At 49.7% G+C, this 23,354-nt stretch carries 22 protein-coding genes; 18 read left to right on the top strand and 4 right to left on the bottom strand.

The features are described from left to right. Positions 1-68 precede the first annotated feature (68 nt). The 13 genes from B4V02_RS21415 to B4V02_RS21355 all read left to right on the top strand — a co-directional run bounded on the left by B4V02_RS21415 (position 69) and on the right by B4V02_RS21355 (position 13,618). Entirely contained in the window at positions 69-1,064 is a 996-nt protein-coding gene (locus tag B4V02_RS21415) for an amidase domain-containing protein (RefSeq protein WP_094156326.1), read from the top strand. Positions 1,065-1,136: 72 nt separating this feature from the next. Further along, positions 1,137-2,225 (top strand): D-alanine--D-alanine ligase, encoded by a 1,089-nt coding sequence (locus tag B4V02_RS21410; protein WP_094156325.1) that lies wholly within the window; start codon positions 1,137-1,139, stop codon positions 2,223-2,225. Positions 2,226-2,291: 66 nt separating this feature from the next. Beyond that, positions 2,292-2,615: a hypothetical protein gene (locus tag B4V02_RS21405; protein WP_094156324.1), complete on the top strand. Its 324-nt coding sequence runs from the start codon at positions 2,292-2,294 to the stop codon at positions 2,613-2,615. A gap of 306 nt (positions 2,616-2,921) precedes the next feature. Continuing rightward, positions 2,922-3,788 (top strand): inositol monophosphatase family protein, encoded by an 867-nt coding sequence (locus B4V02_RS21400; protein WP_007428794.1) that lies wholly within the window; start codon positions 2,922-2,924, stop codon positions 3,786-3,788. Positions 3,789-3,818: 30 nt separating this feature from the next. Beyond that, positions 3,819-4,061 (top strand): hypothetical protein, encoded by a 243-nt coding sequence (locus B4V02_RS21395; protein ID WP_094156323.1) that lies wholly within the window; start codon positions 3,819-3,821, stop codon positions 4,059-4,061. Positions 4,062-4,137: 76 nt separating this feature from the next. Continuing rightward, positions 4,138-5,916 carry a sensor histidine kinase gene (locus B4V02_RS21390; RefSeq protein WP_094156322.1) on the top strand — a complete coding sequence of 593 codons (1,779 nt, stop codon included), beginning with the start codon at positions 4,138-4,140 and terminating at the stop codon, positions 5,914-5,916. Beyond that, the gene (locus B4V02_RS21385) at positions 5,894-7,453 is read left to right on the top strand and encodes a response regulator transcription factor (protein ID WP_094156321.1); all 1,560 of its coding nucleotides are present in this window, start codon (positions 5,894-5,896) and stop codon (positions 7,451-7,453) included. The genes B4V02_RS21390 and B4V02_RS21385 overlap by 23 nt, the downstream gene beginning before the upstream one ends. A 173-nt stretch (positions 7,454-7,626) precedes the next feature. Beyond that, positions 7,627-8,919 carry an ABC transporter substrate-binding protein gene (locus tag B4V02_RS21380; RefSeq protein WP_094156320.1) on the top strand — a complete coding sequence of 431 codons (1,293 nt, stop codon included), beginning with the start codon at positions 7,627-7,629 and terminating at the stop codon, positions 8,917-8,919. A gap of 232 nt (positions 8,920-9,151) precedes the next feature. Then, complete coding sequence (locus tag B4V02_RS21375) at positions 9,152-10,060, top strand: carbohydrate ABC transporter permease (RefSeq protein ID WP_007428799.1); 909 nt, start codon at positions 9,152-9,154, stop codon at positions 10,058-10,060. A 5-nt stretch (positions 10,061-10,065) separates the two neighbouring features. Then, on the top strand, positions 10,066-10,905 hold the full coding sequence (locus B4V02_RS21370; protein ID WP_007428800.1) for a carbohydrate ABC transporter permease: 840 nt from the start codon (positions 10,066-10,068) through the stop codon (positions 10,903-10,905). Between the two features lie 28 nt (positions 10,906-10,933). Then, positions 10,934-12,052, top strand: coding sequence for a rhamnogalacturonan acetylesterase (locus tag B4V02_RS21365; protein WP_094156319.1), 1,119 nt, complete (start codon positions 10,934-10,936; stop codon positions 12,050-12,052). A 73-nt stretch (positions 12,053-12,125) separates the two neighbouring features. Further along, a complete protein-coding gene (locus B4V02_RS21360; RefSeq protein WP_094157063.1) occupies positions 12,126-13,160 on the top strand; it encodes a glycoside hydrolase family 88/105 protein in 1,035 nt (344 codons plus the stop codon). Positions 13,161-13,207: 47 nt separating this feature from the next. Then, complete coding sequence (locus tag B4V02_RS21355) at positions 13,208-13,618, top strand: sensory rhodopsin transducer (protein ID WP_094156318.1); 411 nt, start codon at positions 13,208-13,210, stop codon at positions 13,616-13,618. 142 nt (positions 13,619-13,760) lie between these two features. On the opposite strand, the gene B4V02_RS21350 is transcribed toward B4V02_RS21355, so the two are convergent. The 3 genes from B4V02_RS21350 to B4V02_RS21340 all read right to left on the bottom strand — a co-directional run bounded on the left by B4V02_RS21350 (position 13,761) and on the right by B4V02_RS21340 (position 17,438). Continuing rightward, positions 13,761-14,708, bottom strand: coding sequence for a DMT family transporter (locus tag B4V02_RS21350; protein ID WP_094156317.1), 948 nt, complete (start codon positions 14,706-14,708; stop codon positions 13,761-13,763). Between the two features lie 208 nt (positions 14,709-14,916). Further along, positions 14,917-16,233, bottom strand: a complete 1,317-nt coding sequence (locus B4V02_RS21345; RefSeq protein WP_208618735.1) for a glutamate-1-semialdehyde 2,1-aminomutase — start codon at positions 16,231-16,233, stop codon at positions 14,917-14,919. A gap of 83 nt (positions 16,234-16,316) precedes the next feature. After that, a complete protein-coding gene (locus B4V02_RS21340) occupies positions 16,317-17,438 on the bottom strand; it encodes an LCP family protein (RefSeq protein ID WP_094156315.1) in 1,122 nt (373 codons plus the stop codon). A 104-nt stretch (positions 17,439-17,542) separates the two neighbouring features. On the opposite strand from B4V02_RS21340, the gene B4V02_RS21335 reads away from it, so the two are divergent. From B4V02_RS21335 to bcp, 4 genes are read left to right on the top strand one after another with little or no spacing between them, the layout of a single operon-like run. Beyond that, complete coding sequence (locus B4V02_RS21335) at positions 17,543-18,592, top strand: ABC transporter ATP-binding protein (RefSeq protein ID WP_094156314.1); 1,050 nt, start codon at positions 17,543-17,545, stop codon at positions 18,590-18,592. Then, a complete protein-coding gene (locus B4V02_RS21330; protein ID WP_007428811.1) occupies positions 18,585-19,379 on the top strand; it encodes an ABC transporter permease in 795 nt (264 codons plus the stop codon). The genes B4V02_RS21335 and B4V02_RS21330 overlap by 8 nt, the downstream gene beginning before the upstream one ends. Before the next feature lie 4 nt (positions 19,380-19,383). Then, the gene (locus B4V02_RS21325) at positions 19,384-20,172 is read left to right on the top strand and encodes an ABC transporter permease (RefSeq protein WP_084011813.1); all 789 of its coding nucleotides are present in this window, start codon (positions 19,384-19,386) and stop codon (positions 20,170-20,172) included. A gap of 43 nt (positions 20,173-20,215) precedes the next feature. Continuing rightward, the gene (gene bcp / locus B4V02_RS21320) at positions 20,216-20,701 is read left to right on the top strand and encodes a thioredoxin-dependent thiol peroxidase (protein WP_094156313.1); all 486 of its coding nucleotides are present in this window, start codon (positions 20,216-20,218) and stop codon (positions 20,699-20,701) included. A 141-nt stretch (positions 20,702-20,842) separates the two neighbouring features. On the opposite strand, the gene B4V02_RS21315 is transcribed toward bcp, so the two are convergent. Next, positions 20,843-21,499, bottom strand: a complete 657-nt coding sequence (locus tag B4V02_RS21315) for a DedA family protein (protein WP_094156312.1) — start codon at positions 21,497-21,499, stop codon at positions 20,843-20,845. A 145-nt stretch (positions 21,500-21,644) separates the two neighbouring features. Here B4V02_RS21315 and guaA point away from each other — a divergent pair, with 145 nt between their 5' ends. Then, entirely contained in the window at positions 21,645-23,183 is a 1,539-nt protein-coding gene (gene guaA / locus B4V02_RS21310) for a glutamine-hydrolyzing GMP synthase (RefSeq protein WP_094156311.1), read from the top strand. The last annotated feature ends 171 nt before the right edge of the window (positions 23,184-23,354 follow it).

Raw genomic sequence — 23,354 nt, 5'->3', positions numbered from 1 at the left:
AAGGAAGTTATACATCATCCCGGCTATTGGCGGAGAAGGGTAGCGGGACGAATACGGGAGGGATAGGGATGGGGGAGCGGGAATGGAAACAGGCTCTTTTTGCATACGTGAATCAGTACAATCGCAGTGAGGTGAATGGGGCACCGCAACCGGATGAATATCTGGAGGTGGATCAGCGGATGGAACGGGCGGCGCGTGCGGCCAGATTGGAGCAGTGGTATAACGAACGGGATGCTGTTCCCTTGCGCAGCGAGACTCGAGCCAAGCCGTTGCGGATTGTGCAGGATACCTCGGATGAGGCCGTAATAGACGTACAATTGCATGTCCGGCTCTTTTATGAGAAGGGCGGGATGACCCACCGGGAGGATCGAATTGAACAGGAGCGGCTGACGTTCACGCGTGAGGGAGAAGCCTGGCAGGTGACGAGAATCGAGCGCGATCCGGCAGAAAGGAAGCCTGCGGGAGGAGAAGTACCTTTTGAACAGGCGTCGTTTAATCAAGGGGGGAGTCTGCCGTTGCTGAATCGCGGAGTGCTGGGCTTTGGCACATCGGCACGTCCCAGCCGATATCGGCGCGAGGAAGCGGCGGCCTATGCAGATCAGTGGTGGGATAGCTTCAACCCGGAGTTTGAAGGTTTCGATGTGGATTGCACCAATTATATCTCGCAATGCCTCTTTGCAGGGGGCGCACCGATCCACTATACTGGTAAAAGAGAATCGGGCTGGTGGTACAAAGGACGGGTCGCCGGACGTGAGCTGTGGAGTTATAGCTGGGCGGTTTCCAACAGCCTGGAGCGGTTTTTGGGCTCAAGCTCGTGGGGCTTGACCGCTGAACAGGTGAGCCGTCCGGAGCAGCTTATGCTGGGAGACGTCATTTTTTACGATTGGGACGGTGACGGGACCTTTCAGCACAGCACGATCGTAACGGCCTTTGATGCGGGTGGCATGCCGCTGGTCAATGCACATACGGTAAGCTCCAGACATCGTTATTGGGACTACAAAAATTCGTATGCATGGACGGATAGCACGGTATATCGCTTTTATCATATCGCCGACTATTTTTAAAAAAGATGATGAATAACAGGTACAGTGATGCACATCAGGCACAATGACGAAAGCAGGAAAGCGGAGGATAGCATGGCAAAACAAAAATTAACCGTAGGGCTGGTGTACGGTGGCAAATCAGGCGAACATGAGGTTTCGCTGCAAACGGCGTATGCGGTAATGAACGCGTTTAATTATGAGAAATACGAGATTATTCCTTTTTATATTACAAAGGCTGGCGATTGGCGCAGAGGGCCGCTGCTGAGCGCACCTTTGGCTTCATTGGAGCAATTGAAGCTGGAACGTGCAGAGGGCGGCACCAAAGCGGCACTGGATACGTTGTTTGGCAAGCTGTACGGAGAGCAGACGCTGGATGTGTTGTTTCCGCTGCTGCATGGCACCTTTGGCGAGGACGGAACGATTCAGGGTCTATTCGAAATGGCGGATATGCCTTATGTCGGTGCAGGAGTGCTGGCTTCCGCCGCAGGGATGGACAAAGGCGTCATGAAGAAGCTGTTTGAGCATGCAGGCTTGCCGCAAGTGAAATACTGTTATTTTAATAGTACACAGTGGGCACAAACCAGTCATGATCTGGTGCGCAGCATCGAAACGGAGCTCGGTTATCCGTGCTTTGTCAAACCGGCGAATCTGGGGTCAAGTGTCGGTATTTCCAAAGCCAATAACCGGGAAGAGCTGGAGAAATCTGTGGAACTGGCTTTGCAATTTGACCTGAAGGTGATTGTGGAGGAGTACGTAGATGCGCGTGAGATCGAGGTCAGCGTGCTTGGCAACGACGAGCCGATTGCTTCCGTACCGGGTGAAATTGTATCGTCCAGCGATTACTATGATTATGCTGCCAAATATACGGACGGCCAATCGGAAATGCTTATTCCGGCACCGCTCGACGAGGAAGTGGCAGATCGTATTCGCGAGGCCGCCCTACAAGCATTCCGGGCTCTGGAGGGCTGTGGGATTTCCCGTGCAGATTTCTTCGTCAGACGCTCGGATGGACATATTTTGATCAATGAAGTGAACACCATGCCGGGCTTTACACCGTTCAGCATGTATCCATTGCTGTGGAGAGAAACCGGAGTATCCTACCAAAGCTTGCTGGATCGCATGATTGCACTCGCACTGGAGCGTTATGAACGCAGGTCTGCACTTCACTACGAGAACTCATAAAACGAAACAAAGGGGAGCTGATCACTCTCCTTTTTGTTCATATGTATGGAAAGGTGGCGGCTAAACATGGGCTTTCAAACTGAATTTAACTCGGTGTGTAAATTCAAGAGCGAACAGGAGCTGTACGAACTGCTGGAATACGGACGCGGCAAAATGGTTAAATCCGGTCTGCGTGTGTTCCCGACAGGCCAGAAGGTGATCGCTTACAGCGCGGACAATGTGGCAGTAGCCATCGTACAAATTGTGGGTTGTATCGCTGAAATCAATTTTCAGGGCGACGAAGTGACCGAGGTTGAAATGATCCTTATTCGCAAGCTGAATGAAGAGGAATCGAGAATCCAGACCGCCTTGGCGGATGAAATGTTTTTTGGAGCGCAGCAGCAATCCTAGTGGCGCTTTCCTGCAATATATGCAATGTCACTGAATCAGCAGATGCTTTTCCGGGTATGATCAGTAGAAAAGGGCTTTAGGTGACAGGGTTAAAGTGTTGCATGGGGCATCCGTGGAAATTGCGCCTTAGGGTGTAGGATTTTTGCGGATAAAGTTCCCAAATAGAGAAACTTTATGAAACCTATTGTGTATACTAGATTGTGCAAACTAGCAAAGTTGTACTTTTAACAAAGATGGTTAAGAGACTGTGCTGTATGGCAGCCTCGTCAACCACGTAACAATGATATAGAAAGTAGAGTGAACACGTTGAACGAACATGAAAACGAAAAGGTTCCCTATATCGTATCAGGAAAAAGCTATACCGCCGTGGCTATTAACGCGGCATCCAAAGCTGGGGAATGGATTAAGAGCAGACTGGGAACGGTTGAACAATTGAACACCAAGCAATCTTCTGCGGATCTGGTAACCGAGGTGGATAAAGGTGCAGAGCAGATGATCCGCAGGCTGATCCTCACCCATTTCCCCGATCATGCCATTTTGGGTGAAGAGGGCGTGGAACCGGGGGCTGAGGCTTCGGCTCGCGCATTAGAGGCTGCCCGTGAAGAGGAATACTTATGGATTATTGATCCAGTAGATGGCACCACTAATTTTGTGCACAGTCTGCCGTTCTACAGCGTGTCGATTGCCTTGGCCCACCGTGGAGAGGTGATTGTCGGCGTCATTTATGATCCGTCCCGCGATGAAATGTTCGTGGCGGAAAAAGGAAAAGGCGCCTATGTTCATGGCAATCGGATGCAGGCATCAAGAGAGGAAACACTGGGAGATAGTCTGGTGTGCATCGGCTTCCCACCGGATCGTGCGTATGCACAGCCGCTGAATATGAAAATTACGCAGGTGCTTACACCGCAGGTACGAGGCATTCGGGCGCTCGGCTCGGCAGCACTGCATCTGGCTTATGTGGCGTCGGGACGGCTGTCAGCCTATTGCGAAATCGGTTTGAATGCCTGGGATGTGGCAGCAGGCGCTCTGCTGGTACAGGAATCGGGCGGAACGATCACCGATACGCTGGGCAGACCTTATGATTTGAGCGTGCGGCATATTGCAGCTACGAATACAGCTATTCATTCCCAACTTATTCAAGTGCTGAAAGAAGCAGATGCAACCGGGTTATAATACACCTAAATCGCTGAAGGAGGAAGGATGATGGGCCGATCCGAGGATTTGGAGCGTGAGCTCAGTGAATTGCTGACAGAAGGCGAAATTCGTGAGAATGAGGCCAAAAAACGGGAACGGCTCAGCCCTAAATATGAGGTGCGGATTCAAACGCATATCGATCCCATTGTCGAGGAGACCCGCAAATACCGCAGTATGGCACGGGAACTGGACGACCGATACGATGAATATATGAAAAAGGCGAACCAATCGGACCCCTCCGACCAGCGCTAAGCAAACACAAATACCTCTTGCCGAATGACCCAGGCATGGGGTATTTTGTATGTTATAAAGGGGGCGATACTTACGGATGACCTATTTTAAGAGCGCTTACAAAAATGCTGGAATTCATCATAAAATGATTCTATTAATCATAGTGCTCATGCTGGTCAATTTTGCGGTTTTTGCAGTCATCCTAAAATACGTATTTCATATTTATGATAATCAAATGTATAAAAAAACATCAGAAGTTCTGAATATTTCTTCGATTGGCATTGAAAATGAACTAAGGGATGTTGAAAAGATCACTTTTAAGGTGACAACGGATGAGCAGCTTCAGCGTTATTTGCTGCAATTGGAAAGTGAAACCTCGCCTTATACCAAAATGGTGCTGCGTAAAAAAATAACGAACAGGCTTGTCGCCTTCGCAGGCTCCGAAACCTATGTCTATTCTATGATGGTGATCGACAAAGAGGGGCAGGTCATGAGTGCGGGCAACCGTGAAGGAATTCCCCCAGAGCTTCGGTCCACCCTGTCGGAGCTGGCGGCTGAATATAACGGTTCCAACGCATGGTATGTAGCAGGTCACTCCTCCTTGCTGGCAGCGCGCCAGTTCAAATCCTTTACAGATACCAATTTTACGTTAAAAGGGCTCGGAACGCTTGCAATTCGTGTGCGGATTGACCGGATTGTAGCAGATCGTGTGCAGACCTCAGGCCGTGATGGACAGCTGATGATTACAGATGGCAAGCAGATGATTTATCCCGAAGCACCGCTTTTGAGTGAGAGCGATATGCAGGCCGAGCTTGCGCGCAAGCAGCCTTACGGCATTGCGACCTACACAGGCGGGACCTTTTTTGCAGCTCAAACCAAATCCTCTTATACGGGCTGGACATATTTGCATATGACCCCCTTTGATGATATGTTTCGCAGCATTACGATAATCAAAGAAATTGTAAGCGCAATTTTTGTCATTATGTTGCTGATTGCGCTGGCGCTGGGAGCCCGGTTATCCGGCAGCATTACCAGGCCGATCGTTCAACTCATCCAGAACATGCGCAAAATTGAAAAAGGCGATCTTGACCGTCTGGAAGAGGAAGCACTCGGTGCGGTTCCCCTTTCCACCCAGGATGAGGTGGGTTTGCTGCATCGAACGTACAAAAAGATGATCCGCCGCATCCGTGAGCTCATTAATGAAAATGTTGCCAAGCAGCTATTGCTGCGGGAAACGGAACTCAAGGCGCTCCAGGCACAGATTAATCCGCATTTTCTATACAATACATTAGAGTCTGTGAACTGGCTCGCCAAGGCCAATAAGCAGGATCGCATCTCGGAAATGGTGGAGGCGCTTGCCTTTCTGCTGCGCAGTGCGGTCAGCTCTGAAGAACAGCTCATCCCACTTCGCAAAGAGCTGGATATCGTGAGGAGCTACGTCACGATTCAAAAAACGCGCTTCGATGAGCGGCTTGTTTTCCATCTGGATGTACCAGAGGAGCTGATGGATGCGCAAATACCGAAGCTGACGCTTCAGCCCTTGGTGGAGAATGCAATCCATTACGCTCTGGAGCCGCAAATTGAGCCGTGCCGGATTTCTATTGTTGCCAGAGTGAGGGAAGGTGCGCTTTTCCTGCAGGTGGAGGATGACGGACCGGGAATGACGCAGGATTTTTTGGAAAAGCTGCGAAGCGGGCAGGTCACGACCCGTGGACAGGGCATTGGCCTTACCAATATTCAGGAACGGATTAACCTGACCTTTGGCACTCCATGGGGGATAGAGCTGCACAGTGAGTCAGGAACAGGAACGTCGATTCATGTCTGTATTCCATATGTGAAAGGGGAACAGGGGCATGTACAAGGTGCTGCTGGTTGATGATGAGCGTGTGATTTTGGAAGGCATATCACAGGTGGTGGATTGGAGCAAAGCAGGGACACAACTGGTGGGTACGGCTCGAAACGGGATTGAGGCTTATGATCAGATTCAGGCCAGTCCGCCTGATTTTGTGATTAGCGACATCTCTATGCCAGGTTTGGATGGCATCGGGTTGGTTGCCAAAACGACGGAGCATTTTCCAGACGTTCGGTTCATTCTGTTGTCCGGCTATAAAGATTTCGACTATGCTTGTCGGGCTATGCAATATGGGGTAAAGCACTATTTATTGAAGCCCTGCAATGAGCGGCAAATCCATGAGGCACTAACCGAGCTGAGTCAGGAGCGGGAGGAGCATGAGGAACGCAAGCAGTTTGTGAACCGGATGAAGCTTGATTTTCAGCGTATGCTGCCTCATGTGAAGGAGCACTTTTTAAAGGAGTTCATTTCGTATAAAACCTACGGAAGCCGTGATATCGCTTTTTATGAGCGGTTATTCGGACTGGAGCTGCAGAATAAGCAGGTGCGAATGCTGCTGCTGCGGGTAGAGGAATCCCATGAGCCGGAGCATCTGTTTGCGTTGCAAAATATTGCAGCAGATTTAATGGAGCATGTCCTGCTCGGTACGACCATGCAAGGACAGCTGCTCATTGTGCTGGAAAGCGGGGATGATACGTCCAGGCTTATGGACCAGATCGACGCGGTACGTGCAACGTTTCGTCGTTTTTACAAGCTGGAGGTAACGGTTGCGGTTAGCGAGTCGGACAGTATGCAGCATTCGCGGGGGATGTACCGGGAGACATTGCATTGTATGAATCATCGTTTTTACACTGGGGAGGGCAGTTTGATTACGAAGGAAGATTTGGCGACCGAGGACCCGCGGGAGATGGCAGATTTGGAGCTGGACGAGGAAAAATTTGGTCTGCTGATCAAAGCGGGAAATACGGAGGAGGTTGCCCGGGAAGTGGATCGGTTGTTCGGCATCCTGTCCCGTATGAAACTTGAAATTTCTGTGACCCGTTCCTATGTGCTTCAGCTGTATGCCGCCATGATCCGTATATGCCCTGAAGAGGAGCGTTCCGAGTTTACGAGCCGAATGGCCGTGCTGGCAGAGCAAAAAACGCTTGCTGCTCTTAAATCCTTTGTGAAGGAGACCGCCGGACGAATGACCGCAATCTACTATAAGAGCAATGTGTGTCGCCAATCCTCCACCGTGGATAAAATGATCACCATTATTGAACAGAACTATCGAAAATCCGACTTGTCACTAAACGGAGTGGCCGGGCAAATGCTGTATATGAATTCCGACTACCTGGGGAAAATTTTCAAAAAGGTAACGGGTGAAAACTTTTCGCATTACGTGAATCGTTACCGGATCGAACGTGCGGCTGAGCATATTCGGGAGACGGGAGACGTCAAGGTGTTTGAGCTGGCGGAATGGTTCGGCTTTGGCGGGAACGCCCAATATTTTAGCCAGGTGTTCAAAAAATGGGCGGGTATGACGCCATCCGAGTACATTAAATCACACGAACGGGGATGAGTGCTGAACCCCCTCTGATTTTTAAACCTCGAAATCTGATTTGTGTATTCCAATGCTGCTCTGCTTTTGGGAAAATAACAGCAGGAGCCAATGTAAACGCTATCAAAAAGCGTAATTGCGTTGTCACTTGTAACATAGCTCCTTTCTTAGAACAGCGAAAAGGGGAGAGATAAGTGGGCAAAAAGGGATGGTTTCTGATCATGGCTATGCTGCTCGTTTTGACGACAGCATGCAGCGGAGCGGACAGCGGCAGCAATTCGGGGGCAAGTGCAGACAGTAAGGTAAAGTTGCGGATTGCTTGGTGGGGATCAGATACCCGTCATGAATACACGCAGAAGGTAATTGATTTGTATAAGCAAAAAAATCCGAATGTGACGATTGATGTGGAATATGCCTCTTTTGATGACTATTGGAAAAAGCTCGCCCCGCAGGCGGCAGCAAACCAGCTGCCGGATATCGTGCAGATGGACATTTCATACATTAGCCAATATGCGAAGAACGGTCAACTGGAGGATATGGCGCCTTACTTGAATCAAAAAATTCAGGTCGCTGACGTGAACGAAAATGTACTCAAAACCGGCATCATTGCCGGAAAACAATATGGTATTCCGACAGGTGTCAATGTGCTGGGCTTCCAGTATGACCCGGCCCTGCTGAAAAAAGCGGGCATAGACAAAATTCCTGACAACTGGACATGGGATCAATACAAAGAACTGGCCTTGAAGGCAGGTTCCAATAAAGTTTACTTTGACAGCTCCATGGCTGCCGATATTTTCTTCCACTATTATTTGCGGACACATGGAAAGTCTCTCTACAATGCGGAAGGAACAGGATTGGGGTATGACGACGATAAGCTGTTTGTTGACTTCTTCGGCGGATTGGCTGAGTTGATTAAGAAGGGGGCGACTCCACCTCCCGAAATCATGAACCAGACCAAGGGGATTCTGGAGGAGTCCGATCTCGTAAAAGGAACAGGCATCGGCATTTGGCAATGGTCCAATCAGTATGTAGGCTTACAGCAGGTCGTTAACCGTCCGATGGCGCTGGCTCCGATGTTCGGGCCGGATATGGAAAAAGGTATATACATGCAGCCTACGATGTATTGGACGGTCGCTGCCCGTTCTCAGGTGAAGGATGAGGCCGCCAAGTTTATTGATTTCTGGATGAACGATGTGGAAGCGAATAAATTGATTAAGGGCGAGCGGGGCGTACCGATTTCCGCCAAAATCAAGGAAGCTATAGCGCCTGAGTTGAGTGAGGCTACGAAGCAGGTGTTTGATTTTGTGGCTTCCATGGAGCCAAAGGCTTCTCCAATGAGCCCACCGCCGCCAGTCGGATCACCGGAAGTGATTGCGACCCTGACCGATTATATTGAGCAGGTCAATTTCGGTCAAATGACAGCAGCGGATGCAGCGGTCAAATTCCGAACTGATGCGAATACCATCCTTGCGAATAACAAGCAGTAAAGAGTGTAATGGCTTCCTTGGCGGCTGCCCCGTTATGACATAGGGCGAAGGCCTGTTTCGTTAAGTTAACCGTGCGTATTGATAGCATGATTGCGCACGGTTAACACGACGAACAAGCCGTAGAAGCCGTAGAAGCTTCCTTTGCACACATCATAATATAATGCGTATAACAACGATATAATAATACTATAATATTTTGTTAATTGGTAAAATGCAACAGAAGGGAGGCTTGATGAGCTTGCGAAATCATCAGAGCTTGAGAGCTAATATGACCGGATATGCGTTCATCAGCCCGTTTATTGTGGGCTTTCTGGCGTTTACATTAATTCCGATGTTTATTTCGCTGTATCTTTCCTTTACAACCTACAATCTGTTCACCCCGCCCAAATGGATTGGTCTGGGGAACTTCGAAAAAATGTTCACAGGCGATCCGAAATACTGGAATTCGATCAGGGTCACATTTACGTATGTATTGGTCGGTGTGCCGCTGCGGCTGATATTCGCCCTGTTTGTGGCTATGATTTTGAATACCAAATCGCGGATGGTCGGCACCTATCGGACGATGTACTATCTGCCATCCATAATCGGGGGTAGCGTTGCGGTGTCTATCATGTGGCGCAACATTTTCAGCAATGACGGCATTGTTAACAGCTTGCTGTCAGCCTTGGGGGCAACCCCGGTGAAATGGTTTGGTGATCCGAATGCTTCGCTTACGATGCTGATCACCTTGTCTGTATGGCAATTCGGCTCCTCCATGCTTATTTTTCTGGCTGGATTGAAGAATATTTCGGTTGAAATGTACGAGGCGTCCAGCGTGGACGGCGCATCGCCAGTACGAAAATTTTTCAGTATCACGCTCCCTCTGCTTAGTCCGATTATTTTATTTAACCTGATTATGCAGACCATTAGCGCCTTTATGACCTTCGTTCCAGCCTACGTTATTTCGAAGGGCGAGGGCGGCCCAATGGATGGGACGATGCTGCATTCGCTGTATTTGTTCCGACAGGCGTTTATGTTCAGCAATATGGGATATGCGGCGGCTATGGCCTGGGTCATGCTCATTATGATTGCGATACTGACAGCAATTTTATTTTTAACCTCCAGATACTGGGTATTCTATGAAACGGAAAAGGGGCGCTGATACCGATGGCATGGAAAACGTTCAAATGGCCGATCTATCACATTCTGGTCGCTGCGCTCGCGCTCCTGATGCTGTATCCCGTATTTTGGATGCTGTTCAGCTCGTTCAAGGAGAGCCGGACGATATTCGTCACGGCAGATTCTCTTTTCCCTACAGAATGGATTTGGCAAAACTATGTGACAGGCTGGAAGGGCACAAGCGGATACAGCTTTGGCACGTACATTTTGAATTCGCTCACGATTGTCGTGATTGCCACGATTGGAGCCGTGATTTCCTCCTCATTAATTGCATTTGGCTTCGCACGTTTGAAATTCAAAGGGCGTAACTTCTGGTTTGCGTTGATGATGATGACGCTGATGCTGCCCGGAGATGTGGTACTGGTACCGCAATATATTATTTTCACCAAGCTCGGCTGGGTCAATACGATTTTGCCGCTGGTGGTGCCGTCGTTTTTCGGGATGCCATTCTTCATCTTCCTGATGGTTCAGTTTATCCGAACGATACCGGCGGAGCTGGATGAAGCGGCGACGATTGACGGATGCGGCAAATTCAGGCTATATTTCCGCATTATTTTGCCATTGCTCAAATCCTCGCTGGCTACGGCGGCTATCTTCTCTTTCTACTGGAAGTGGGAGGATCTGCTGGGCCCGGTACTGTATCTGAATTCGCCGGAGAAATATACCGTATCGATTGCGCTCAAAATGTTTCTCGACAGCGAGTCGGCCTCCAACTGGGGTGGAATGTTCGCCATGTCCATTTTGAGTCTGGTACCGGTTATCGCTGTATTCTTTGCCTTCCAGAAGCAAATTGTAGAAGGAATGAGTACGAGTGGCTTAAAGGGGTAAAGCTCAAGCTGCGAAGGAGGTGAGTGGCATGTGGAAGTTTGATTTTGGTCCGGGGGAGCCTGCTGCTGGCTACAAGGGGGTATCCCCGGCTTGCTCCTATACTGCCGAATTGGGGTACGGCTTCGAGGCTACAGGGCAGGTGTACGGACGACAAAGGCGAACTTCTGCGCCTGCGAAGGATACGCACACACGGCTGCGAAGCAGCTTTTGCATTCCGCTGAACGCTGCATTTGTCGCAGATGTGCCGGACGGGGTGTACCTCGTCTATGCACTGCTCGGCGATCCGCTTGCGGAAACGCTCACGCGGCTCAAGGCTGGCGAGGGCAAGCACATGCTGCCCCCGGTCCACACGCTGCCAGGCCAGCTCGCAGAGGTCTGGTTTGCGGTGCCTGTCCGGGGCGGTCAGCTGCGCCTCGCCATATCGGGCACCGCGCCGCGGCTCAATGCGCTGGAGATTACGCCAGCGCCACAGACCCTCCGGCTATTTCTGGCCGGAGATTCCACCGTTACGGATCAGGACGCGTCCGGCTATCCGTATACAGGCTGGGGCCAGGCTTTGCCAGCCTTGTTCAAGCATGATGTCTGTGTGGATAATCATGCCGTATCAGGGCGAAGCTCCAAAAGCTTTGTGGATGAAGGACGGCTGGACATCATTTTGGGCGAAATGAAGGCAGGTGACTTCCTGTTCATCCAGTTTGGTCATAATGATGAGAAGCCTGATCCGGTGCGGGCTACAGAGCCTTTTACAACCTATAAGGAGCATTTGCGCCTGTATATCGACGGTGCGAGAAGCAAGGGGGGAACCCCGGTGCTGATTACACCTGTACATCGTCGCTATTTTAACAAGAATGGTACGCTGTCCGACACCCATGGCGGCTATATTACGGCGGTTCGCGAGTTGGCGGAAGAAGCGGATGTGCCGCTGATTGATTTGTCCGCCCGCACGCAGGAGTTATATGAAGAGCTGGGTCCCGAAGAAAGCAAGGAATTGTTTATGTGGCTGCTGCCCGGAGAATACATGAACTTTTCCGGCGGCCTGGAGGATAATACGCATTTTCATGAGAATGGCGCGGTCCGGATTGCAGATATGGTGGCGGCGGCTGTGAAGGAACTGGATTTGCAACCGCTGCGCATGTACTTACGTTGACCGCTGGACTTTTCTGGAACAGGTGGCAAGGAGGGCAACTAACGTGAAGCTTACCGAAGGAGGAGACGAGGAAATGCCAGCATTGATTTATGATGAGGAACAAATTAAACAGGTGATCGACCGGGTCGTGGAACGCACGTTTCAAATGGACTATAGCTGGGATTGGCCGGGTGGGGTAGCCTTTTACGGAGTATGTGAAGCCTATGAAGCGACAGGGAACGAAAAGTATCTGACCAGGCTGAGAGAATGGGTTGACGAAAATATTGAGGATGGACTTCCACCTCTGTCGGTGAACGGCGTATCGATCGGACACTGCTTGTTGACACTGCATCAGGCCACAGGAGAGCAAAGATACCTGGATATTGCCATCGAGATGGCAGAGTTTCTGGCAAAAAAAGCTGAACGGTTCGCCGACGGCATTTTCCAGCATACGGTGAATTCACTTCACGACGTATTTCCGCAGCAAGCGTGGGTGGATACGATGTTTATGGCAGGCTTTTATTTGCTGCGCATCGGTCATCTGCTGGATAACAGGGAATATTGGGAGGACGGTATCCGGCAATATCACGGGCATGAGGAATTTTTGCAGGACCCGGATACGAATTTGTATTATCACGGCTGGGATCATGCGAATCAGAGCCGGATGTCAGGCATATACTGGGCACGCGGCAATTCATGGGCAGCCCTCACGATGGCCAAGGCGCTAAAATATGTAGAGGTTCAGCATCCATCCTACATGATCATCGACGGCTCGCTGCGTGACCAGCTCAGTGCCCTGGTGCGGCTGCAATCCCCGGAAGGACTGTGGCATACCGTGCTGAATGATGATACCTCTTATCTGGAAACCTCCGGCTCGGCAGGGATTGCGACGGCCTTGCTTATGCGGGGACGACTGTTTAACAAATACTCGCAAAAGGCGATCGACGGCATTCTTTCCCGGATTAAGGAGGACGGCACAGTGACGGGAGTATCCGCAGGAACGGCTATAATGAACGATATTGACGGCTATCGCAACGTACCCTACAAACGCATTCAGGGTTGGGGACAGGGATTAGCGCTCGCTTTTCTGGCCCAATTGCTGCGTACCAAGGAGAACCCTTACGGGTAGAAGATTGTTGCTTGACCCAATCATTTTGGTAAAAGGAGGCTGATCGTATGGGTGATACCGAACTTTCTCAGGACCTTCCTCAGGACAAAGTAAACCAGCCGCGGGGCAGCTTGTTCTGGGTCATCCCCGACGGATATATTCCACCGGAAAGCCGGGGAGAACTGGTCAGTCATGAGAGTATATGCGTGCTGAATTGTGAGAACCGTGCGGCAAAGCTGAGCATAGACATCTATTTTGAGGACCGTGAGCCGTTGGAGGGTCTGATCGAGGTGGTGGAAGGAAGACGAACCCGCCATATCCGAACAGCCTCGCTGGAAAAGTCCGGCGAACGGATTCCAACAGGCATACCTTATGCGATTACGGTCACCAGCGATGTACCCGTAATCATTCAATACAGCAGGCTGGACACGACACAGCCGGAGCTGGCGTTAATGAGTGTGATGGCATACCCGGTCTAATCCTGACGCGTACTGTGTACTGTTAAAAAAGACATCTCCAGGCTATAGCAATTCGAGCCTGGAGATGCCTTTTTTACGAAGGGTAGAAGCATACTGGATAAAATAGCTCACGCTGCCCTGGTATATCTGTTTTCAGTCCATGTTAACGATTGGTAGAAGTGGTTTGGCTGGGCGCGAAGTTTTTTCGTCCTCCAAAGTTGGTGCCCAGCACGCCGGCAATGATCAGGATAGCGCCTATAATGTGATAGTAGGCAAGCTGCTCCTGCAAAATATAAGCACCTGCTATCATGGAAATGAGCGTGGATAAATTACCGATCACACTCATTTTCGAGGCTTCGATCCACTTCAAGGCAAAGCTGGATAACAGCGAGGTGACGAGAGTAGACAGAATGCCCAGATAAGCCAGTGCCAGCCAATAATCAGGCTTTACCAGCGGAGCGGTATAAGCGCTCATGGAACCGTCTATGGCATGATACCCCAGAGCCGCCAGATTAAAAACGACACATCCCAAAATGGAGGTTACGTAGGTCAATTCCATCGGTCTGTACTTTTGTGTTAATGGACGAGCCAGCACGTTATAGCCAGATAGGCAAACGGCAGACAGCACAAGCAAAAGAATGCCGCCAAAGCTGTTAGACGCCAGGGGCGCTCCGCTTTTCATCACAAATATAAAAATTACGCCAAAGACGGAGAGCAGTAAAGATATCTTTTGCACCCCTGTTGTGCGCTCTTTAATGAAATAGGAGGCGAACAGCAGGGTGAAAATGGGAACGGTCGCTTGAATAATTCCGCCTTCCGATGAAGAGGTGCTCATCAGCCCAAAGGCCTGCAAGGGGAAATACACCAAAGGTGAAAGCAGCGCCAATGGTAAAATGCGTACAATATCACGCCGTGTGATGCTGATTTTGATCCAGCCAAGTAGCACTGGAATGGTCAAAGCGACAAAAGATAACGCAAAGCGGTGGGCGAGCACATCCAGCGGACTAGCCTCCGTGACGGTCAGCTTCACGAATAAAAATGAAAAGCCAAGTATAGTTGCATAGCAGAGAGCGGCCAGATAGGCTGCCCCATTTCTAGTATGACTGTACATAATGAACCTCCGTTATGATGATTTGACATCTATGGCTTTCTTAATATACCCGGACAGCATAGCGGGGTACAATCCATAAAATTCACAAGTGTACGGGTACAGTTTGCATTATAAAAAAAGCCGGAACGTTGTCTCAAAGGTGGGCTACCCCGTCCTTAAGACAACTTCCGGCTCTATCGAATCCATATTTTATTGCTTACTAATCTGCTTATTTACCTTGTGACATGGCACGGAAGGAATCGTCCGCCGCTTCCAGCGTAGCATCCACATCTTCGTCCGTATGTGCTGTTGTGAGGAACCAGGCTTCGTATTTGGATGGTGCCAAATGAACACCGCGATCCAGCATGTGCCGGAAGAAGGACGCGAACGCTTCGCCGTCTGTATCCTGCGCCTGAGCGTAATTCGTGATCGGATGATTGCAGAAATGCGTCGAGAACGCTCCCCGAATGCGGTTGATCGTCAATGGCACACCGTAGCGGTCGGCGGAGGACTGAATACCGTCCGTCAGTCTCACGGCCAGACGTTCCATCTCTTCATACACGCCTTCCCCTTGAAGGACTTCAAGGCAGGCGATGCCTGACGAGATGGAGGCCGGGTTGCCGGCCATAGTACCGGCTTGATAAGCCGGGCCGAGTGGGGCAACCTGCTCCATGATTTGCTTGCTGCCGCCGTAGGCGCCAATTGGCAGACCGCCGCCCATGATTTTGCCCAGCGCGGTCAAATCCGGCTGAATCGCATCATGATTGTCCAGACCTGCATACGTTTGGGCCGAGCCGTAGTGGAAGCGGAACGCGGTAATGACCTCGTCATAAATGACGAGAGAGCCGTTCGCCCGCGCCATCGAGCACAGCCCTTCCAGATATCCTGGCTGCGGCATCACCATGCCGAAATTACCGACAATCGGCTCGACCATGACTGCCGCCACATCGTCGCTCCAACGCTCCAGGGCTTGGCGCAGCGCGTCGAGATCATTGAAAGGCACAGTAATAACCTCGCTCGCAATGTTGGTTGTAATACCTGCGCTGTCCGGTATGCCCAGCGTGGATGGGCCGGAGCCTGCGGCTACGAGTACCAGATCCGAGTGACCGTGGTAACAGCCGGCGAATTTGATGATCTTGTTCCGCCCGGTATAGGCCCGCGCCACACGGATCGTCGTCATGACCGCCTCTGTGCCGGAATTCACAAACCGGACCTTGTCCAGCGAAGGAATCGCTTCCTTCAGCATCTTGGCCAGTTTGATTTCCAATGCTGTGGAGGTTCCGTACAATACTCCGTTCGCCGCAGCTTCACTTATAGCCTTGGTAATATGGGGGTGGGCATGTCCGGTAATAATAGGACCGTATGCCGCCAGATAGTCGATATACCGATTATCATCCTCATCCCAGAAATGAGCGCCTCGGGCGCGTTTCATGAATACTGGAGCGCCGCCGCCCACAGCCTTAAAGGAGCGTGAAGGGCTGTTGACGCCCCCGACAATATGCTCCAATGCTTCTTTATATAATGCTTCGGAATTTTCCCGTTTCATCATCCCAAACTTCCTTTCCGTTCATCAAAATAGGGTATACACACGCCAAAGGGCAGCGTTCACGGCTGCCCCTGCATAATCTATTATAGCTCTTTTTGGCCTGTCTTTGGTGTCGATTGTGTGGAAGCATCTTCATTACTGGTTTTACTGCCCCCTGTAAAAGAAGGCTTATCGGTCTTGGACGATGATGCACTGTCCGGCTGCTTCGTTCCATTCTGATCCTTGCCCTGCTCCTGGGTCTGCACAGGAGGATTGTTGAATATGTCCTGCACGTACTTTTTCAGCTCTTCCGGATCGCGGACAGTAAGCACCTGTGCGCCGCCTACATTTTCTTCTCCGAGCAGCTTCATCGGTGGAACCTGCTCGCTGCCTGCAAAGGTGCTTTGGTAGCCGACGTTCGCCAGCTTCCACATATCATTGACACTCAGATTGGTGTCAATGTAAGGGTTCACCTGCTCCAAAATATTTGGCAGATTGGCAATGGAGGTCGTGGTCTGCATTTTCTGGGCTACCGCCTCCAAAAATGCGCGCTGACGTCCCGACCTGGAGAAGTCCGACATGGCATCGTGGCGGAACCGTACATATTGAAGCGCCGTATTGCCATCCAGATGCTGCATGCCCTTTTTCAAGTCAATGTCGTATTGATGCTTATCCGCATTGCTCGTATAGTGCATATCCTTTTCCACTTCAAAATCAATGCCGCCCACAGCGTCTACCAGCTTAATAAATCCTTGGAAATCAGTATATACATAATATTGCACCTGAATGCCCAGCAGATCACCAGCCGCCTTCATGGCTGTATTGGGTCCATGGGTAATGGCGGTATTAATACGGTTTTTGCCGTAGCCGGGAATATCCACATACGTGTCACGCAAAATAGAGAAAAGGTGAATCTTTTTCTTGACAGGGTCGAGGGATACGACCATCATACTGTCTGACCGGGGGACTTCTCCTTTTTGGATACCACGGCCATCGACACCCATCAGTAAAATGTTAACCATGTCAGTCCCTTCCCATTTGGGCGGGTCTGGTGTACGAACCTGATCGACCTGCTTTACATTTTTGAAGGGGGAGTTTGCTCCCTCTTTATGCAGATTGTTCAATTGATTATAAATGGATGAAAAATAGTACACGGCAAAGCCTACAATCGCGACGATAACCACGGCCAGAACCGACCATAGCGTTCTTTTGGTTCTGCTTGTCATGGATGCTCTCCCTTTCGCTTTTCAATTCATTACATTATAATTTCTTTTTGGAGCACAATCAATTTAACAATGGATTTTGTAAAATCCTGACTGAGAGGTATAACATGCTGGCAATTGATGTGCAGGATCTGCGCAAAACGTTTAAGGTACAAAAAAACCGCGAGGGCCTGAAAGGCGCCTTCCTTGATTTATTCTCCCGAGAATACAACGAGGTAGCTGCGGTCAAAGATATCTCCTTCCGTATCCCGCAAGGAGAAATATGCGGCTATATCGGTGAGAACGGAGCCGGAAAGTCTACCACGATCAAGATGCTGACAGGCATTCTTGTGCCCACATCGGGGCATCTCAAGGTGGGAGGATATGTCCCCTACGAAGATCGTGAGAAATTTGTAAGCAACATTGGCGTTGTTTTCGGTCAGCGCAGCCAGCTTTGGTGGGACATCGGCGTGATCGAGTCTTTTCAGCTGCTGCGCAAAGTATATCAGGTTCCGGCTACCGACTTCAAACGCAGGCTGGATGAGCTGGTGGAAAGACTTCAATTGCAGGATCTGTTAAGCCGTCCGGTACGCAAGCTCAGCCTCGGACAGCGGATGCGCTGTGAGCTGGTCGCTGCACTGCTGCACAATCCGTCCATTGTGTTTCTGGACGAGCCGACCATTGGACTCGATATTATGGTGAAGTCCGAAATCCGCGAGTTTCTCAAGGACATGAACCGGGATCACGGCACGACCATTTTGCTGACGACTCATGATTTGCAGGATATTGAAGCGTTGTGCTCGCGCGTCATTATGCTGGATGATGGGAATATCATTTATGATGGTGGTCTGGAGGATCTGAAGACGCGGTGGGGGACGGGACGCGAAGTACGGTTTCAGTTTGGAACGACAACCCGGCTGGAGCAATTGCAGGCTTGGACTGTCGATATGCCGCTGACCTGGACGATGGATAACGATTTGGCTGCCAAGGTATGGATTCCACTGCATATTAATGTATCGGATGTGCTCGCCAGTGTCGTCGGCCGCACCGACATTACGGACATCAAGATCATTGAAACCAACACAGATGATATCGTCCGCAGCATCTATCAGTCTGGCTCGGCAGAGCGTCAGGGCAATCCGGTACCTCCGGCAGTGGAGGCCAAAGTTCATGCTTAGCGTATATACCGATTTTATTCGTATCCGATTTTTGACGATGCTAGCTTATCGTGTGAACTACTATTCAGGTATACTTATTTATTCTATGAATATTGGCGTGTACTATTTCACATACCAAGCGATATATGGGGACGCAGGCAGTATTGGCGGCTTTACCGCTGCTCAGATGACGACCTATGTAGCGGTCTCATGGATGGCGAGGGCATTTTATTTTAACAACCTGGATCGTGAAATTTCGACGGATATTCGTGATGGAAGTATTGCTATTCAGATGATCCGACCGTATAACTATGTGCTCGTTAAATGTATGCAGGGACTCGGTGAGGGGATGTTCCGCTTCCTGTTGTTTATGATTCCAGGCATGGCAATTGCGATGCTGCTGTTTCCGGTGAAGCTCCCTACGGACCCGGTAGCCTGGATTGGTTTTCTGGTCATGCTGTTTTTCAGCTTCCTGATCAACACTCAGATTAATATTATTACCGGTTTGACGGCCTTTTTTATCGAAAATAACGAAGGCATGATGCGCATGAAGCGTGTAGTGGTGGACCTGTTTTCCGGGTTGATTTTACCCATCAGTTTATTTCCGGGCTGGCTGGCGACTTTTGCCGAGTGGATGCCGTTTCAGGCGATTACCTATTTACCAGGCTCTGTTTTTACCGGACGCGTAAAAGGCGTTGGCATCTGGAATGTGCTGGGTATCCAAATCATTTGGCTGGTCGTTCTGCTCGTGCCGATGATCATCATTTGGCGACTGGCGCGCAGACGTCTGTTCGTGCAGGGAGGGTAAGCCGATGATGTACTATTTGGGTCTCATTAGCGAATATTTGAAAAATTACATGAAGTCACGGCTCACCTATCGGGCCGATTTTTGGGTGGAAGTTATTTCGGACCTGCTGTTTCAGGCCACAAATCTTATTTTTATTTTGGTCATTTTTATGCATACGGACAGTCTGGGCGGCTGGAGTGAAAATGAAGTGGTGTTCGTTTACGGCTTTTTCATGGTTCCGTACGGACTATTCACCTGTTTTGTCAACCTTTGGAACTTTAGCGAGCGCTATATTGTCAAAGGGGAACTCGACCGGGTTATGACCCGTCCCGCATATAATCTGTTCCAGATTTTCCTTGAAAATGTAGACCCGCCAGCGCTGGTGGGATCGGTGATTGGTCTGATTATTATGGGAATCAGCGGCGCGCAGATGGACCTGCATATGGCGTGGTGGTTTATTCCGGTACTCATCGTGATGAGTCTGAGCGCTGTAGCGATTTATACTGGGATCTACACCATTTTGACCTCCATTTCGTTCTTTTCAGACGCACCGACAGGAATTATTCCGCTCATGTATAATATTCAGGGCTACGGCCGTTATCCGATAACGATTTACAACCGAGCCATTCAGGTGGTGTTGACCTGGATTCTGCCCTTTGCTTTTGTTGGTGTATATCCGGCGTCCCTGTTCCTTCAGCGGGAGGATATGCGGCAGATGGCGCTCTTAACTCCTGTGATGGGCGCAGTGTTTCTGACTTTGGGCTTATTGGCATGGAATTGGGGGATTCGGCGTTATCGGGGCGCTGGCTCATAGACCCGGAGGATATGCGAACTCCAAAAAGATAGGAGATGATGAGATGCCCACGGCATCTACCGTGATTGGACAACTGGCACCGGACTTTGAATTGCCGGGGAGTGGGGGAAAAGGCGTTAAGCTGTCTGATTATAGAGGCAGCAGGGTGCTGCTGTATTTCTATCCGAAGGATTTGACCTCCAGCTGCTCGACACAAGCGTGTGATTTTCGGGATAAGCATATGGAGTTTGAAGGCTTGAATACAGTCATTCTCGGGGTAAGCCCTGATCCACTCAAGCAGCATGACAAGTTTATTGCCAAGTATGGACTACCTTTTCAACTGCTGTCCGATGTAGAGCATCTGGTGGCTGAGACATACGGGGTATGGCAGCAGAAACAGATGTATGGCAAGCAGTACATGGGCATCGTTCGCTCTACATTTCTTATCGATGAGAACGGTATTCTGGTTCATGAATGGCGTGGCTTGAGAGTCAAAGGGCATATCGATGCTGCGCTGAATTACATTCGGGAGCAGGCTGAGCAATCGTAAACCATAAGCATTCTTATTGCACCCTTTGGGACGATGGTTGTATTTCGTTCCCGGAGGGTGTTTTTGATATGTAAAATCCTACTTCCTCATTTCATTGATTGGCAGGGTAGGGCTTGCAGTTCCAGGACAGCCGGGGTCTGATTATTGTGAATCTTTCTTGTTGCTGGTTTTCACTGATTTATCTGATTTGTAGAAAGGGCTAAACAGGAAGGCTCTCCAGCGATAAACAACATACAACAGGAGGAGAATGCCGACGACCGCGGCGATGCGCAGTGCATACAGCTCCACCAAATGAAAAATAGCATCCCATTGCGGACCAAATAGCTTGCCAATACTTAGAAATAAAATAACCCAGAATAAGGCACCGCTGTATGCATACAAGGCAAATTTACGGAGAGGAATAGCGATAATTCCGGAAAAATAGCCAGTGAAATGTCTAACGCCAGGGATAAAATATCCAAGGAAAATAAGCCAGTACCCATATCGTTGAAACCACTTTTGTGTTTTTTCAAGCTTGTCCGGCGATAAGAGAACCCATTTACCGTATTTCTGAATAAAGGGGAGTCCAGCCCATTTTCCAATAAAGTAGGTAATGGTCATACCGATAGTTGTGCCCAAAAAGGCCAGCAGCACCAGTTTACCGAAATCCAGGGTGCCCGAATAGGAGAGATATCCCGCATAGGCCATCGTGGTTTCCCCGGGAAAAGGCAAAGCAATAAACTCAAGCAGCAAGCCGAAAAAAAGGACGCCGTATCCGTATTCTTCGAACAATTGCGCGATCCACTTCAGCACATCCATCGTGTACACTCCTACGAACAGATTAAGTAATTTGGAATCAATTTATTTTAACAATCTTTTCATGTCCACTCAACTCCGCGTGATTTCTTGACGTCCTGTTTTATCGTTGCGTATAATGAAACGAACAATTGAGGGAGGCACGGTAATGAATAAGCCTAATGAAATCGTTGTAGTTCTCGACTTTGGAGGACAGTACAACCAGTTAATTGCAAGAAGAATTCGGGATCTCGGTGTATATAGCGAGCTCCTTCCATACAATACGCCTGCGGAGAAGCTGAGAGAGCTGGCGCCGAAAGGGATTGTTTTCTCAGGCGGACCTTCCAGCGTGTATACAGACAATGCTCCTCAGGTGGACCGGGCCATTTATGATCTTGGCATTCCTATTTTTGGCATTTGCTATGGTATGCAGCTGATGGCTCACCAGTTGGATGGTAAGGTAGAACGTGCGGGCAAGCGTGAGTACGGCAAAGCAGACGTGTTATTCAATGAGGGTGCTCGATTGGCTAAAGGTTTGGATTCCCGCCAAACGGTATGGATGAGCCATGGGGATCATGTTACAGATCTGCCATCCGGCTTTACACTGGATGCAGGAACAGAGAGTGCACCGATTGCCGCGATGAGCCATCCGGAACGGAATCTGTATGCGGTACAGTTTCATCCAGAGGTACGTCATTCCGTTCAGGGTAATGAAATGATTAGTAACTTCCTGTATGAAGTGTGCGGTTGTGAAGGCAACTGGACGATGGAATCGTTCATTGAAGATCAAATCCGTGAAATCCGTCAGCAAGTAGGCGACAAGAAAGTTTTGTGTGCTTTAAGTGGTGGTGTGGATTCCTCCGTTGTAGCAATGCTCATTCATAAAGCCATCGGCGACCAACTGACATGTATGTTCATTGACCACGGACTGCTGCGCAAGGGCGAAGCTGAAAGTGTAATGGATACGTTCGTTGGCAAATTTGATATGAAAGTTGTCAAAATCGATGCTCGTGAACGCTTCCTGTCCAAACTGGCAGGAGTCGATGATCCTGAGCAAAAACGTAAAATCATCGGTAATGAGTTTATCTACGTCTTTGAAGAAGAATCTGCCAAGTTTGATGATTTTGACTTCCTGGCGCAAGGCACGCTGTACACAGATATTGTAGAGAGCGGAACAGCAACGGCACAAACCATCAAATCGCACCATAACGTGGGCGGTTTGCCGGAAGACATGAAGTTCAAGCTGATCGAACCACTGAATGCATTGTTCAAGGATGAAGTGCGTAAAGTCGGTGAAGAATGCGGACTGCCAGCTGAGATTGTATGGCGTCAGCCATTCCCGGGTCCGGGCCTTGCCATTCGTGTATTGGGTGAAGTGACAGAGGACAAGCTCAAGATTGTCCGTGAATCGGATTATATTTTGCGCGAGGAGATTGCCAAAGCCGGTCTGGACCGTGAAATCTGGCAATACTTCACCGCTCTGCCGAATATGAAGAGTGTTGGTGTTATGGGCGATGCCCGTACGTACTCTTACACCGTAGGTATTCGTGCGGTAACCTCCATCGACGGCATGACCGCCGACTGGGCGCGTATTCCTTGGGACGTATTGGAGAAAATTTCGGTACGTATCGTTAATGAAGTAGAAAATGTAAACCGTATCGTGTACGATGTAACCTCCAAACCACCAGCAACGATTGAGTGGGAATAGGCTGTAGACAGGCAGTATAACAAAACCTTCAACTCCACATTTATTGTGGTTTTGAAGGTTTTTTGCTAATGCCATTGATAAGTACAAAACAATCTGATTCATTAAAATAAAACCCCGTTAACTGTATAACAGCTTGACGGGGTTTCTATTTTCCGAACAATACATATGTGT

Source organism: Paenibacillus kribbensis, from assembly GCF_002240415.1.
In the GTDB taxonomy this organism is placed as follows: Bacteria; Bacillota; Bacilli; order Paenibacillales; family Paenibacillaceae; genus Paenibacillus; species Paenibacillus kribbensis.
The sequence above is the reverse complement of the archived record's forward strand: the minus strand, read 5'-3'. Positions and strand labels throughout refer to the sequence as shown.